At 37.6% G+C, this 15,234-nt stretch carries 12 protein-coding genes; 7 read left to right on the top strand and 5 right to left on the bottom strand.

Annotation, left to right across the window (positions count from 1 at the left end):
• Positions 1–34: 34 nt before the first annotated feature.
• The 3 genes from mtaB to G466_RS0104775 form a co-directional block, all read right to left on the bottom strand.
• Positions 35–1,369, bottom strand: coding sequence for a tRNA (N(6)-L-threonylcarbamoyladenosine(37)-C(2))-methylthiotransferase MtaB (gene mtaB, locus G466_RS0104765; protein WP_084418741.1), 1,335 nt, complete (start codon positions 1,367–1,369; stop codon positions 35–37).
• A gap of 327 nt (positions 1,370–1,696) precedes the next feature.
• Positions 1,697–2,872, bottom strand: a complete 1,176-nt coding sequence (locus G466_RS0104770) for a GlmU family protein (RefSeq protein WP_026812630.1) — start codon at positions 2,870–2,872, stop codon at positions 1,697–1,699.
• Between the two features lie 68 nt (positions 2,873–2,940).
• Positions 2,941–3,192 carry a type B 50S ribosomal protein L31 gene (locus G466_RS0104775; protein WP_026812631.1) on the bottom strand — a complete coding sequence of 84 codons (252 nt, stop codon included), beginning with the start codon at positions 3,190–3,192 and terminating at the stop codon, positions 2,941–2,943.
• A gap of 168 nt (positions 3,193–3,360) precedes the next feature.
• Here G466_RS0104775 and G466_RS0104780 point away from each other — a divergent pair, with 168 nt between their 5' ends.
• Genes G466_RS0104780 through G466_RS0104795 form a run of 4 tightly spaced genes read left to right on the top strand, consistent with a single transcriptional unit; the run spans position 3,361 to position 8,453 of the window.
• Entirely contained in the window at positions 3,361–3,885 is a 525-nt protein-coding gene (locus tag G466_RS0104780) for a DUF4199 domain-containing protein (protein ID WP_026812632.1), read from the top strand.
• A gap of 35 nt (positions 3,886–3,920) precedes the next feature.
• Positions 3,921–4,880 (top strand): glycosyltransferase family 2 protein, encoded by a 960-nt coding sequence (locus G466_RS0104785; protein WP_026812633.1) that lies wholly within the window; start codon positions 3,921–3,923, stop codon positions 4,878–4,880.
• A 43-nt stretch (positions 4,881–4,923) separates the two neighbouring features.
• A complete protein-coding gene (locus G466_RS0104790) occupies positions 4,924–6,633 on the top strand; it encodes a phospho-sugar mutase (RefSeq protein ID WP_026812634.1) in 1,710 nt (569 codons plus the stop codon).
• Positions 6,633–8,453 (top strand): ABC transporter ATP-binding protein, encoded by a 1,821-nt coding sequence (locus G466_RS0104795; protein WP_026812635.1) that lies wholly within the window; start codon positions 6,633–6,635, stop codon positions 8,451–8,453. The genes G466_RS0104790 and G466_RS0104795 overlap by 1 nt, the downstream gene beginning before the upstream one ends.
• Positions 8,454–8,519: 66 nt before the next feature.
• Here the strand turns inward: G466_RS0104795 and G466_RS0104800 are convergent, their stop codons facing one another.
• Positions 8,520–9,569: a DUF6340 family protein gene (locus tag G466_RS0104800; RefSeq protein WP_026812636.1), complete on the bottom strand. Its 1,050-nt coding sequence runs from the start codon at positions 9,567–9,569 to the stop codon at positions 8,520–8,522.
• Positions 9,570–9,893: 324 nt separating this feature from the next.
• On the opposite strand from G466_RS0104800, the gene G466_RS0104805 reads away from it, so the two are divergent.
• The 3 genes from G466_RS0104805 (at position 9,894) to fumC (ending at position 14,219) form a co-directional block, all read left to right on the top strand.
• Positions 9,894–12,071: an endonuclease MutS2 gene (locus tag G466_RS0104805; RefSeq protein ID WP_026812637.1), complete on the top strand. Its 2,178-nt coding sequence runs from the start codon at positions 9,894–9,896 to the stop codon at positions 12,069–12,071.
• Between the two features lie 130 nt (positions 12,072–12,201).
• Positions 12,202–12,651: a thiol-disulfide oxidoreductase DCC family protein gene (locus G466_RS0104815; RefSeq protein WP_229797175.1), complete on the top strand. Its 450-nt coding sequence runs from the start codon at positions 12,202–12,204 to the stop codon at positions 12,649–12,651.
• A 167-nt stretch (positions 12,652–12,818) separates the two neighbouring features.
• The gene (gene fumC / locus G466_RS0104820; protein ID WP_026812639.1) at positions 12,819–14,219 is read left to right on the top strand and encodes a class II fumarate hydratase; all 1,401 of its coding nucleotides are present in this window, start codon (positions 12,819–12,821) and stop codon (positions 14,217–14,219) included.
• A 72-nt stretch (positions 14,220–14,291) separates the two neighbouring features.
• Here fumC and G466_RS0104825 read toward each other — a convergent pair whose 3' ends face one another.
• Positions 14,292–15,179: a hypothetical protein gene (locus G466_RS0104825; protein ID WP_026812640.1), complete on the bottom strand. Its 888-nt coding sequence runs from the start codon at positions 15,177–15,179 to the stop codon at positions 14,292–14,294.
• Between the last annotated feature and the right edge of the window lie 55 nt (positions 15,180–15,234).

Consider the following 15,234-nt stretch of genomic DNA (forward strand, 5'->3'; position numbering starts at 1 on the left):
ACGAATTTAACTATAATTAGCGCACACAAAAGCATTAACGCAAGGTTGCACCTGCTTGCTCTAATATAGTACACTTAACGAGTCCGTCTTCTGCAATAGCATCTAATCTTACCTCTTGCAAGGTATTACTCAACTCGGGGTCCCAAGGGAACTTTACCTTAACATAATTCTCGGTAAACCCATGTATATACCCTTCCTTATTTTCACTTTCAAACAACACTGTGCGCATTGTACCTAGCTGCTGCTCATAAAATGCCCTACGTTTTTTTACTGAGAGCCCACGTAACATCTTAGATCTTTTACTTCTTACCCTTTTAGGAACCACCCCTTCCATTTCTGCAGCCACTGTATTATCTCTTTCAGAATATGTAAAAACATGCAGATAGGAAATATCCAGAGTGTTCAAAAAGTTATATGTTGTTAGGAAATGCTCCTCAGTTTCGCCCGGAAACCCTACTATTACATCTACCCCTATGCAGGCATCTGGCATTACCTCCCTAATTTTATTTACTCTATCCACATATAGATCTGTCAAGTAACGCCTACGCATTAATTTTAACACCACATCACTTCCACTCTGTAAAGGAATGTGAAAATGGGGAACAAAGGTGTTGCTACTACCAACAAATTCTATGGTTTCATTTTTTAGCAAGTTGGGTTCAATACTGGAAATTCTTAGACGATGGATACCATCTACTGTATCCAATGCCTTTACCAAATCCAAGAAGGTATGCTCATGTTTTTTGTTACCAAACTCACCCTTCCCATAATCACCTATATTAACTCCGGTTAATACAATCTCCTTAATCCCTTGCTCCGAAATTTCCTTGGCATTCTTTACTACATTTTCCAAGGTATCACTACGCGATATTCCTCTTGCCAAAGGAATAGTACAATAGGTACATTTATAATCGCAACCATCCTGAACCTTCAAAAATGCCCTAGTTCTATCTCCAATTGCATAACTTCCCACGTAAAAGTCGGCCTCTTCTATTTCACAGGAATGAACTTCCCCATAATCATTTTTAGAAAGGTCGTTAACATAATTGGCTATATTGAACTTCTCAGTAGCTCCCAAAACAAGATCTACGCCATCCACTGCTGCCAAATCCTCCGGCTTTAGCTGGGCATAGCAACCTATAGCTGCAACAAATGCATCCGGATTTACTTTCTGGGCCTGTTTTACAATGGTTTTAAAACGCTTATCCGCATTATCGGTTACGGAACAGGTATTAATAACATACATATCTGCATGTTCTGTAAAATCTACACGTGTAAAACCCTCGTCTACCAGATTACGAGCAATCGTTGAAGTTTCTGAAAAATTGAGCTTACAGCCCAATGTGTAGAAAGCGACCTTTTTTTTCATATCCATCTCTCTTTCACCAAATTGCCATCCAATATGGTTTCCTTTAAAATTCTGCTAAATGCGATGCAAATATACCAATAATCCAAAACCTAACGGTAAGTTTATGGTGAAATAACTAGACGTGCAATCCTAGTTTTTGTGACGAACCTGGCCAAAAATCCAGTTTATAGCTTTAGGGTTCAAATCATTTTTAAAGAACAATAGGCCATCAAAAGAAAGTTTTATATTGTATAAAAGCCTTAGCTCAAAGCATAATATGCCCCAATAAAAGTAGAATAAGAAAAGTAATAGCGTATTTATAAAATTGAATTAAGACAGTGTACATCATTAATCATTGCGCCATTTTTTTGTTTTCTCAAAAACATGGGTCAGGATTTTGGCATCCATATCACTAAACTCCACTTCTCTTCTAGCCATCATCACTTTGGCGGCCTCAAACGCTTTTTCAGGTAGGTAGGTACTAAAACCAGTAGCTCCGCCCCAACTAAAGCTAGGGATGAAATTTCTTGGGAATCCTGGTACGTATATATTACAATTTACCCCAATCACAGTCCCCGTATTAAACATGGTATTTATTGCTGTTTTACTATGATCTCCCATCATAAGTCCACAAAACTGCAACCCAGTTGGCTCAAAGGTTTCTGTTTGATAGTTCCACAACCGTACCAACGCATAGTTATTTTTTAAATTAGAGTTATTGGAGCTTGCCCCAATATTACACCATTCCCCTAGAACAGAATTTCCTAAATAACCTTCATGCCCCTTACTGGAGTAACCAAAAATTACAGAATTACTGAGTTCACCTGAAACCTTGCTATAGGGCCCCACAGTGGTAGCCCCATAAATCATAGTTCCCATTTTAACTACAGCCTTTTCACATAAGGCAAAGCCACCTCGAATAAGGTTACCTTCCCACACTTCGGAATTTTTCCCTAAATAGATAGGCCCATCAGTGGCATTTAACACACTAAACTCCACTTTTGCCCCCTCCTCAAGAAATATATTCTCGGGACATATAAGGTCGTTTGTTTTAGAAATAGGGGCACTTTTCCTACCATGAGTAATTAGATCAAAATCTGCCTGTAAAGCTTCGGCATTTTTAGAAAATATATCCCAGGTGTTTTCTATTCTTAAAACATCTCCCACATAATCTATATGTCTATAGGTAGAAAAGTCTATTTCTTCTTGTGTCTCTGCAGCATAAAAAGCAAGAATCTCCTCATTATATAAAATAATCTCGTTTTGCTTTAAGTTAGAAATTAAATCTACCAATAAGGGATTAGGTAAAAAGGAAGCATTTATCAATACGTTTTCTTCCATTTCTACTAAGGGAAATTTTTCCGATAAATAGTCTTCGGTAATCGTGGTAGTGGCACTACCAAGGTACTTCTCCCACTTTTCACGAATGGTCAAAATCCCAATCCGTATTTCTGCTACTGGCCTAGTATATGTAAAAGGTAATAATGCTTTTCGTACTGTACCGTCAAAAAGAATATAGTTCATAAAACTAATTTAAAACAAAAAAAGTCACGCTAATGCGTGACTTTTGATCTTTTTAATAAAAAAAAAGATTATTTTTTGAATTTATCGTATTTGCTCTTGAACTTATCGATACGACCAGCCGTATCCAATAATTTAGCTTTACCAGTATAGAACGGATGAGAAGTCCTAGAAATCTCTAATTTTATCAACGGGTATTCAACTCCCTCAACATCTAAAGTTTCTTTGGTATCTGCTGCAGATTTCGTGATAAAAACCTCTTCATTGGACATATCCTTAAAGGCTACCAATCTATAATTTTCTGGATGTATATCTTTTTTCATTGTAAAAACGTTAATTCCTTCTTGATTTCGAGGTGCAAATTTAATTATTTTTCTGATATGAACAATTTATATTCTCAAAAAAGAAAAAATAAATATAACTTACCTTTATTTGTAACAAATATAGGCAAACAAATACATATTTGAAAACAACTAAAATATAAAAAAATCATGGAAATAGATAAACCCAATACTGGCAAATTCGCATTATCATACGGACTATTGCTTGGAGCACTAAGTGTAGTATTTGCATTAATGTTATATTCATTAGATATGCATTTCCAAGGAGGTATGATGGTTATTGGGGTTAGTATCATTTTAACGATTTGCGTAATTGTTTTAGGGATGTTCCAATTTAGAAAAGCGAACAACGGTTATATGTCCTTTAGCCAAGCGCTAAGAATTGGAGTAGGTATTGGTTTAATAGGAGGTATTGTAGGAATTCTATTTAATCAACTGATGGCTGGGGTAATAGACCCAGATATGATGGAAAAGGCAATGACCTACCAGAAAGGGGTGCTATTAGAAACCACCGAAATGACTTCAGAGCAAGTGGATGCCCAAATAGAATCGGGGAAGAAATTTACTACACCCTCAATGCAAATTGCATTTGGGCTTATTTATAGTGTAGTAAGTAGTTTTATATTTTCCCTATTCCCTGCATTAATTTTAAAAAGACCAGAAACTATTCAGTAATTTGTACTTTTGAAAAGATTTTGCATTAGTACCGAATGAATATATCTATAATAATTCCCTTACTTAACGAGGAAGAATCGTTAACAGAGCTACACGATTGGATTGTACGCGTAATGCATTCCAATCAATTTACATATGAAATCCTTTTTATTGATGATGGGAGCACGGATCGATCCTGGGAAATTATCACCCATCTAGGAAAAAGCAATCCCAATGTAAAAGGACTTCGGTTTTTAAAAAACTTTGGTAAATCCCAAGCTTTACATGCTGGATTTAAAGCAGCCAAAGGTGATGTAATCATTACTATGGATGCAGATCTTCAGGATAATCCAGAAGAGATACCAGAACTATATGAGTTAATCCACGAAGATGGTTATGACCTAATATCAGGATGGAAGAAAAAAAGATATGATTCCATCCTCTCTAAAAACCTGCCCTCTAAATTATTCAATTGGGCGGCGAGAAAAACTTCTGGGGTTAAACTTCACGATTTTAATTGTGGATTAAAAGCTTACAAAAAAGAGGTAGTAAAGACCATTGAAGTATCTGGAGAAATGCATCGCTATATTCCTGTTTTGGTAAAATCGGCAGGATTTTCTAAAATTGACGAGAAAGTAGTAAAACACCAAGCACGGAAATATGGAAAGACAAAATTTGGAATGGAACGCTTTATCAATGGATTCCTAGATCTAATCACCATTTGGTTTGTGTCCAAATTTGCCCGTAGGCCCATGCACCTCTTTGGGGCACTGGGCGTGTTGATGTTTACCATTGGATTTGGATTCGCTATTTATTTAGGAGTGGATAAATTATTTATAAATCCTTTAGGGAGTCTCCTTACCGATCGTCCACAGTTCTTCTTTGCACTGATAGCCATGGTAATAGGTTCTCAATTATTTTTAGCAGGTTTTCTGGGAGAAATTATGGTGAGGAACAGAAAAAATGAAACGCGATATACCATTTCTGAAGGTGTAAACCTTAATCAAAATAAATAATAAATCTTTGTATTTTTAAATACATAATCAAACCAAAGAAACTATGGAAGCTATAATGAACAATGCCAAAAGCTGGTTGACGGATTTTTTTGACCCTAAAACCAAAGCTGAAGTGAAAAATCTTATCGATAACAATACCGAAGAATTAAAAGATCGCTTCTATAAGGACTTGGAGTTTGGTACCGGTGGTATGCGTGGTATTATGGGTGCCGGCACCAACCGTATAAACAAATATACTTTGGGCAAGAGCACGCAAGGACTTAGCAACTACCTTAAAATAGCATATCCCAAGACCGATATAAAAGTGGTAATTGCATATGACTGTAGGCATAACAGTGATACCTTGGCACGGACAGTTGCGGAAGTATTTTCAGCAAACGGAATTAAGGTCTACCTTTTTTCTGAATTGCGTACCACTCCAGAGCTTTCATTCGCTGTACGCCACTTAAATTGTCATGCAGGTATTGTATTGACCGCTTCCCATAACCCACCTGAATATAACGGATATAAGGTATACTGGACCGATGGTGGACAAATTGTGCCCCCACAGGACGGAAAAATTGTTGCAGAAATAAACAGTCTTTCTTTTGAAGACATTAAGTTCAAGGCCAATGAAGATCTTATACAATTTATAGATAAGGAAGTAGACGAGGCTTTTATTGATGCCTGTGTTGAAAACGGTAATTTTAATGCCAAGGGAAAGGATGACTTTAAGGTGGTTTTCACCTCCCTTCACGGCACGTCCATTACTGCGGTACCTGAAGTTTTAAAAAGAGCAGGCTATAAAAATGTTACAGTGATTGAGGAACAGGCTAAACCAAATGGGGATTTCCCAACAGTAAAATCGCCTAATCCCGAAGAACCTGAAGCCTTATCTATGGCCATAAAAAAAGCAGAAGAAATAGGGGCCGATATCGTTATTGGTACAGATCCCGACTGTGACCGTTTGGGAGTTGCAGTACGTAATCTAGAAGGGGAAATGGAAATCTTGAATGGAAACCAATCCATGATCATGATGACTAAATTCTTATTGGATCAGCGAAAGGCCAAAGGAATTAATGGAAACGAGTTTGTCGCTTCCACCATTGTTTCTACCCCAATGATGGATTCTCTTGCCACAGCATATGGCGTGGAATGCAAAACTGCACTAACAGGCTTCAAATGGATCGCCAAAATGATTAAAGACTTCCCAGAGCAGCCCTTTATAGGTGGTGGTGAAGAAAGCTTTGGTTTTATGGTAGGCGATTTTGTTCGTGATAAAGACGCAGTAACGTCTACTCTGCTGGCCTGTGAGATAGGTGCAAGTGCCAAAGCAAAAGGTAGTTCTTTCTACAAAGACTTAATCGATTGCTATGTAGCGTATGGATTTTACAAGGAAAAGCTAATTTCTCTAACTAAAAAAGGAATGCAAGGCGCCGAAGAGATAAAGCAAATGATGATCGATTTTAAGGAGAATCCTGTTGAATCCATTGACGGCTCCAAAGTAATTACCGTTGAGGATTATAATACAGCTACCTCTAAAAACGTGGTAACCGGTGAGGTTACTACCCTTGACATCCCCAAGTCTAACGTATTGATTTACATTGCTGAGGATGGCACCAAAATGGCAGCAAGACCTAGCGGAACGGAACCTAAGATTAAATTCTATTTCAGTATCAATGCTCCTTTGGAAAAGGCGGCCGACTTTAAAAAAGTAGATGCCCAATTAGACGCAAAGATCGATAGAATTCTAAATGAACTGAAAATTGATTAATGGAGTACTTTAAAAAGATCCTTCGCTTTGCGAAACCATACCGTAAATACGGATTTTTAAATATTTTTTTTAACATCTTATACGCCCTTTTCAGCGCACTGAGCTTTGCGGCGTTGATTCCTATGTTAGACGTGCTGTTCACGCCCGATAAAAAGGTATTGGAAGAACCGGTTTATACCAGTTTTGGACAGTTGAAGGATTATCTGCAAGATTACATCAATTATAAGGTAACGGCCTTTTCTGGAGACGATGAAATGAAAGGTCTGATCTTAGTTATTGGGTTAGTTTTGGTGCTTTTCCTGCTAAAGAACCTCTTTAATTATTTGGCGATGTATTTCATCACCTTTTTAAGAAATGGGGTGCTTAAGGATATCAGGAACAGCATGTATCAGAAAATAGTAAATCTGCCCATTTCCTTTTATTCTGAAAAGAGAAAGGGCGATGTGATTGCTAGGATAACTTCTGACGTATTAGAAATTCAACACTCCTTTCTTTCTGTGTTGGAACTCATTGTACGAGAACCGTTAACCATTCTATTCACTATCCTAATTATGTTCGGTATCAGTACGGAGCTCACCCTCTTTGTTTTTATCTTTATCCCCATCGCGGGTATGATTATTTCAAGAATAGGTAAATCTCTTAAAAAGCAATCGGATCGAGTGCAACAGGAACAGGGTGAATTCCTTTCTATTGTAGAAGAAACGCTGGGCGGTCTCCGAGTGATAAAAGCGTTTAATTCCGAGTCTAGATTCTACAAAACTTTTAGTAATTCTACTAGCAGATTTTTCCTATATTCCAATCAGCTTCTAAACAGGCAGAACCTTGCTTCCCCTACGGGAGAATTCCTTGGTATTTTGGTGATCGGAGTACTATTATGGTTTGGGGGAAAAATGGTATTGATAGATAAAACGCTAGATGCATCTTCATTTATTGCCTATATGGGGTTGGCCTATAACATTCTTACCCCAGCAAAATCTATAAGCAAAGCGTCTTTTGGAGTTAAAAAAGGAAATGCCGCTGCAGAAAGGGTTCTCGAAATTTTAGAAACAGAAAACCCTATTATTGAAAAGCCAAATGCCATCGCTAAAGAAGATTTCAACACCGGAATCAATATAAAGGATATCTCATTTAAATACGAGGATGAATACGTTTTAAAGAAATTTAACCTTACCGTACCCAAAGGCCATACAGTAGCCTTAGTAGGACAATCTGGAAGTGGTAAAAGTACCATCGCTAATTTAGTGACCAGGTTTTACGATGTAAACGAAGGAGACATCCTAATTGATGGGACCAATATTAAGGATCTTACTAAAAAATCCCTTCGGAATTTAATGGGACTAGTAACGCAAGACTCGATCCTATTTAATGACACCGTAAAAAACAATATTGGATTAGGAAAGGAAAATGCGACAGAGGAAGAAATTATTGACGCTGCGAAGATTGCCAATGCGCACGATTTTATTGTAGGACTTCCTAATGGGTATGACACTAATATTGGTGACAGCGGAAATAAATTAAGTGGGGGTCAAAAGCAACGTTTATCAATTGCTAGAGCCGTCCTTAAAAATCCGCCTATCATGATACTGGATGAAGCTACTTCTGCCCTAGACACAGAAAGTGAACGTTTGGTACAGGATGCATTAGAAAAAATGATGAAGAACAGGACCTCTATTGTTATTGCTCACCGACTATCTACCATACAAAATGCAGATACTATTGTGGTCCTTCAAAGAGGAGAGATTGTGGAACAAGGTTCCCATACCGATCTTTTGGCAGCAAACGGCATATATAAAAAATTGGTGGCTATGCAGTCTCTTTAAGAAATTAGCCATTTCATTTGTGATTAGCCCCTAGATAATTAAAATAAATTGTCTAGGGGCTAATTTTTATCGGGAAGCTTGATCTTGTAATAACCTATTTTGAGCCACTCTATACTGCAGCACTTTTAAATATCTTAGGGCTTCCTTATTTTCATAATCTGTATAGGATTTTGAGGCCCAATCCATCGCAAGTTCTAGATCCCCATTAATTTCATTTATAATAGCCATATTGTAGTAAGCTCTTCCCGCAATTTTAGATTTTGGGTTATCTATTTCTCGTTCCCAAAGTTGCGCAGCTCCCTCCCAGTCTCCCGTTTGGGCTCTTCTTTTTGCTACTTTAAAATTATCTGTGCCTCGCACAAAATAATCTCTCTTTACCCTTTGCCTAACTGGAGAAAGTCGCAATCCAAAAGTATTTCCCATGTTTTTGCTATATTCAATAACCCTCTCGCTCCTATTTACTATAGCCTCTACCGCTTTCATAGGATTTATACCCCTACCCGAAGATACTAACCCATCCGTATACACAAACTGGTCTAATACTACCCTATTTTTAGGATCGTAAATTCGCCATCCATTAGCAATTTGGGTATTTAAGGTAACTTCATGGCCTGGCACGGACACTTTTAACCCAAGCGGATTAGGAAGTTCATAGGTCCCCACACTATAGGAAACCTTAGTGTCCGTATCATAAAATTCCATTGAAAATAGTAGGTCTACGTCGTTCTCCTCACATAGTTTTTCTACTATATCCCAAGGAAGGGGTGCTGGAAGCACCCCTAAACCCTTTCTAATTTCAGGAGGACCATCCAATATTCTTATTTTCTGGAATCTATCTGTTGCCACCAAAGCATCGGATAAAGCCAATATTGCAGCCTCGGCTCCCTTTTCGTCTAGGTGTTGGCCTTCGGCAGATAGTAATTTATCTATTTTATCTAAGGCCTGATTGCTTTCGGAAGGCAGACTCCTATTTATAATACCAATATTAGCCACCCCTTCGGGAATAGTTACGAATGCGGGCTTAGTACCTCCCATTGTTAAAGTGTTAGTAGCGCTACACGATATTAGCAGTAAAAAAACAGTAGTGTAACTGAATAATTTTCGTAAGTTTTTCATAGGTATATTTTATATGGAATTCTTTGGCAAAAAGTCAATTATTTCCGGACAAAGCTTTGAGGCATTGAACGGAAATTAACCATAACATTTTTACACAAGCGTTGGAGCTTTAAAATCTCACTTAATGAAAAAGCGCCCCATTTAACCTTACCCTAAAACACGTAATGCACCTATTATATTGCTCCAAAACAACAAAATTCTTTTTTGATGCCTTATTAAGTAACACTACCCTATTAAAAACCAACAAAAGCAAAACATTACTTACTTTCTTAAAGCTTTTCATATCACTCCTATTCCTTACCTTTGAAGTGTTTAAAAGTAACTATGGCAAAAATAAGCACCAAAACCCTTCAAGATTTAGAATTCAATACCGTACTTCAACAGTTATCCGTTAGATGTAATACGGAACTGGGAAAAGAAAATGTGCTTAATGTAAGCCCTATAGCGTCTAAGGAAGAACTTATGGCCACCCTCGGCCAAACATCGGAATACCTATCGTCCTTTTCTAATGACAATACAATTCCTAATCACGGTTTTGATGCCATAACCCATGAGTTAAAACTGATGAGAATTGAAAACACCACTTTAGAAATAGGTGGATTTAGAAGGATAACCACCATCTGTAATACGGTAGCCACACATATCAAATTTTTTACAAAGTTTAAAGCGTACTATCCGCTGCTACTTAAACTGACCGAATCTATCACCTATCATCCGGAGATTGCTAAGTCTATCGATATCGTCATCGATAAATTTGGAGAAATAAAAAATACCGCTTCCCCAGATTTACAGGATATTCGATCACAAATGAGTGTTGTAAAGGTAAAGATAAACCAAAGTTTTGCCTCTGCTCTTACCACTTATCAGGCTGCAGACTTATTGGATGAAATAAAAGAATCCGTCGTAGATAATAGACGTGTCTTGGCCGTAAAAAGCATGTACCGAAAAAAGATTAAAGGCTCTGTAATGGGGTCCTCTAAAACGGGAAGTATTGTTTACATAGAACCGGAAGCTACCCTAAGGTACAGTAGGGAACTTAATAATCTGGAATTTGAGGAAAGGGAAGAAATCCAGAAAATATTGAAAGACCTAACCAATAAGACTAGACCATTTGCCACACATTTGTACGATTATCAAAATTTCTTGGCGTACATGGATATTACAGCGGCAAAAGCTAAATATGCATTGGAAATGGACGCCCTATTGCCAGAAATCACAGAAAAAAGGGAACTCTATTTGAGAGACGCATATCACCCCTTACTATTCCTGAATAACAAGTATAAAAAAGAAAAAACATACCCGCAGACGATTACCCTTCATCCAGAAAACAGGATAATTGTTATTTCGGGCCCCAATGCAGGAGGAAAAAGTATTACCCTTAAAACCATAGGACTTTTACAATTAATGTTACAAAGCGGGTTACTTATCCCGGTGCATGAACGTTCTAAAGTTTGCCTGTTCGACAATATATTGACCGATATTGGGGATAACCAATCTATTGAAAATCACCTAAGCACCTATAGTTATCGACTAAAAAACATGAATAATTTTTTGCGTAAGTGCAACGACAAAACTTTGTTTTTGATAGATGAATTTGGTACTGGTAGTGATCCGGAACTTGGTGGAGCCTTGGCAGAAACATTTTTAGAAGTGTTTTATGAGCGCGGCGCCTATGGTGTTATCACCACTCATTATTCAAACCTAAAGCTATTAGCTAATGAATTACCACATGTTACCAATGCTAATATGCTTTTTGATGGAAAATCACTGGAACCCACCTTTCAATTGGTCCTAGGACAAGCAGGAAGTTCCTTTACCTTTGAGGTGGCCCAAAAAAATGGGATTCCCTATAGCCTAATTAACAAAGCAAAAAGGAAAATAGAACGCGGAAAAGTACGTTTTGATGCCACCATTGCGAAACTGCAAAAAGAGCGAAGCAAGATGGAGAAAACTGGTTCCAAGCTACAAGAAGAGGAATCCAAGGCTAGGATTGAAGCTCAAAAGTTGGAAGACCTCAACTCTAGGATCAAATCCAAGTTGGAGAATTACCAAGAACTCTACGACCATAACCAACGCATGATCTATTTGGGCAACAAATTAAATACTGCTGCCGAAAAGTATTTTCAGGATAAAAAAAGGCGACCCTTAGTATCCGAATTACTTAAGATTGTAGAAACGGAAAACAGCAAACGTAAAAAACAATCCCCAAAGGAGATAAAAGTTCAAAGGGAGAAAAAGGCAAAAGTAGAACAGGACGTCATAAAAAAAGTGGAAGTAATACGCGAAAAGAAAAAAGTAGAAAAAACGAAGGCAGAAGTCAAGGAGAAAAATAAGCCCCGACCTATTTTTAAAATTGGCGATCGTGTACGAATGGTAGATGGCAAGGCGGTAGGCACCATAGATAATCTAGAAAAAAACAAAGCTATAGTAAATTACGGTATTTTCACCACTAATGTAAATGTAGATCAGTTAGAATTAGTAAAAGCAGCTAAAAAAAAGTGATAGTCCCTATTTCGCAATAGCCCTTTAAATTACTCCCTTCAATTGTAATTTAAAGGGTGACTTACATCAATATCACTACCAAAGTTTAAACTCAATAGCTATCTTTTTCATAAAACGGATATGCTTTTTAATGTTAGTATTATTCTTTCTACCACAGTATCTTTGTCCCATGGAAACAAACCCAAAAACAATTTTATTATTTGATGGCGTTTGCAATTTATGCAACAATGCTGTTCAATATGTAATTAAAAGAGATAAGGACGATTTATATAGGTATGCAGCTTTGCAGAGTGATATAGGTCGCAAACTTACTTCCGAACGACATATTGATACCTCTCAAGTAGACTCTATAATATTAATAGAGCCCGGGGTAGCCTATTATACCAAATCTGCCGCCGCATTGAAAATAGCCAAGTCCTTCGGTGGAATTTGGGGGTTGGTTGCCATTTTGGAATGGATCCCGGATAGTATAAGCAATAAGGTATATGATTTTGTGGCCAGGAATCGCTATCGTTGGTATGGCAAAAAAGACAACTGCATGATACCTACCCCAGAATTAAAAGCCAAGTTTTTAGATTGAGATAAAAGGATGGCAAAATGTATGGACCACCCATACCGCATACCCTAAATTCGAATACATTAAATTGCTTTTTAAGAAAAGCTATAGCATAGAATGCTCGGCAATAAACTTTATTTCTTGGGCATATAAACGTAAATTTGTAATTATCACTAAACGGAATATTAATTATGGAATATCGCATTGAAAAGGATACCATGGGCGAGGTAAAGGTATCGTCCAATAAGTATTGGGGTGCACAGACCGAACGCTCCAGAAACAATTTTAAAATTGGTCCACCGGCCTCTATGCCCTTGGACATTGTTTATGGATTTGCCTATCTAAAAAAAGCGGCTGCTTTTACAAATCACGAACTTGGTGTTTTAGAAGTAGAAAAAAGAGATCTTATAGCGCAGGTCTGCGATGAGATTTTGGCAGGCAAGCATGATGACCAATTTCCGTTGGTAATTTGGCAGACAGGTTCTGGCACCCAGAGCAATATGAATGTGAACGAAGTTATTGCCAATAGGGCTCATGAACTGGCCGGAAAAAAAATTGGCGAAGGGGAAAAGACCATTCAACCCAATGATGATGTAAACAAATCCCAGTCCTCTAACGATACTTTCCCTACCGGGATGCATATTGCTGCATATAAAAAAATTGTGGAAACAACCATTCCGGGTATTACGCAGCTTAGAAATACATTGGACAAAAAGGCTAAGGAATTTGCTAAGGTGGTAAAGATAGGACGTACGCATCTAATGGATGCCACTCCCCTAACCTTGGGACAGGAAGTTTCTGGTTACGTTTCGCAATTGGACCACGGTCTGCGGGCACTGAATAATACGCTAGACCATTTAAGTGAGGTAGCCTTAGGAGGTACCGCTGTTGGAACTGGTCTAAATACCCCAGAGGGCTATGACGTATTAGTAGCAGAGTACATTGCGAAATTTACTGGATTGCCTTTTAAAACAGCTCCCAACAAGTTTGAGGCTTTAGCAGCCCACGATGCCCTTGTTGAATCTCACGGTGCATTAAAGCAACTGGCCGTAGCTTTAAATAAGATTGCCAATGATATAAGAATGATGGCTTCTGGTCCTAGGTCTGGAATTGGCGAAATAATAATTCCGGCTAATGAGCCTGGTAGTTCCATTATGCCAGGGAAAGTGAATCCTACCCAATGTGAAGCTTTAACTATGGTGTGCGCCCAAGTAATGGGGAACGATGTAGCTATTTCTGTCGGCGGAACACAAGGACATTATGAGTTAAATGTCTTTAAACCAATGATGGCGGCCAATTTACTACAATCTGCACAATTGTTGGGAGATGCGTGCGTAAGTTTTGATAAGCATTGTGCAGTAGGAATAGAACCTAACCATAGTGTAATAGAGCAGTTATTGAATAATTCTTTGATGTTGGTAACCGCCCTAAATACGAAAATAGGATATTATAAGGCTGCTGAGATTGCCAATACGGCCCATAAAAATGGGACTACCTTAAAAGAGGAGGCTATTAACTTAGGGTATGTAACTGCAGCGCAGTATGACGAATGGGTTAAACCTGAAGAAATGGTGGGAACACTTAATAAGTAAACCAAAACACCAATAAATAAAAAGGCCGATCTAAAACAGATCGGCCTTTTTAATTGTATATGGTAGGGTGTGTTATTTTAATTCAAACTTGGAAGTTCCCAATAGCTTTAAACTATTGTCATAAACATTAACCATATAATTTCCTTTTTGAAAATCTCCGGCAGGCTTATCTATAAAATCACATACATCCAAAGCGCGGTTCTCATAATAAAAGTCGGTACTCTTGCTGTAGGTTACAGATGCCCCAGAATCAGCAGTCTGGGAAGAGCTAACTCCCAAAACATTTCCTTGTGGATCTAACACCTCAATGAAAAACTGTCTATCACCTGCTTGTGCAATAACATTATCAGCAACAGTGAAACAAACTTTTAATTTATCTGTAGCCCTAGCCCTTGAAGTAGAAACTAGCTTACCACTATTTCTTTCTTTTACCGCATCTACACTAAACTTAGAAAGGTTTAAAGTAGATCCTTTTTCAACTACATCCGCCAATTGGGTATTCTGGACAACCAAAGAATCATTAAAAACAGTTTGTTTTTCTAATTCTACATAAGTACTGTCCCTTTGCATGGCTAAAAAAGTATTGGATCTGGTTAGAGAATCTACCTTTCTCAGTAACTGCTCTCGTTCTTTGGTAAGTATACCTACTTGTTTTCTATATCTGTATAAGCTAGCAATATCAGATTTCATGGTTTTTACGGAATCAATATATTTTGCTATATTATCCCTAGCGCTAACTAATTCTTCATTAGTAGCATTGCTTTCTAAAATTGCTTTATCGTATTCAGATTTCAAACTGGTAAGGTCTTCAACCACCAATTCTTTTTCTTTAGTCAGTAAAGCAGTATTCTTTTGTTTATCCTGATAAAGACTTACAGTGTAGATAATTACACCTAGTAAGATTACCGCTAGTAATCCGGCTATAACTTTCAATCCGTTATTGCTTTTTGTTTCAGTCATAATTTAAAATGTTAAATAATTCTTTTGATTAACTCTAATGTTTGTTTGTATCAGT

This window comes from Arenibacter certesii DSM 19833, from assembly GCF_000429545.1.
Classification (GTDB): Bacteria; Bacteroidota; Bacteroidia; order Flavobacteriales; family Flavobacteriaceae; genus Arenibacter; species Arenibacter certesii.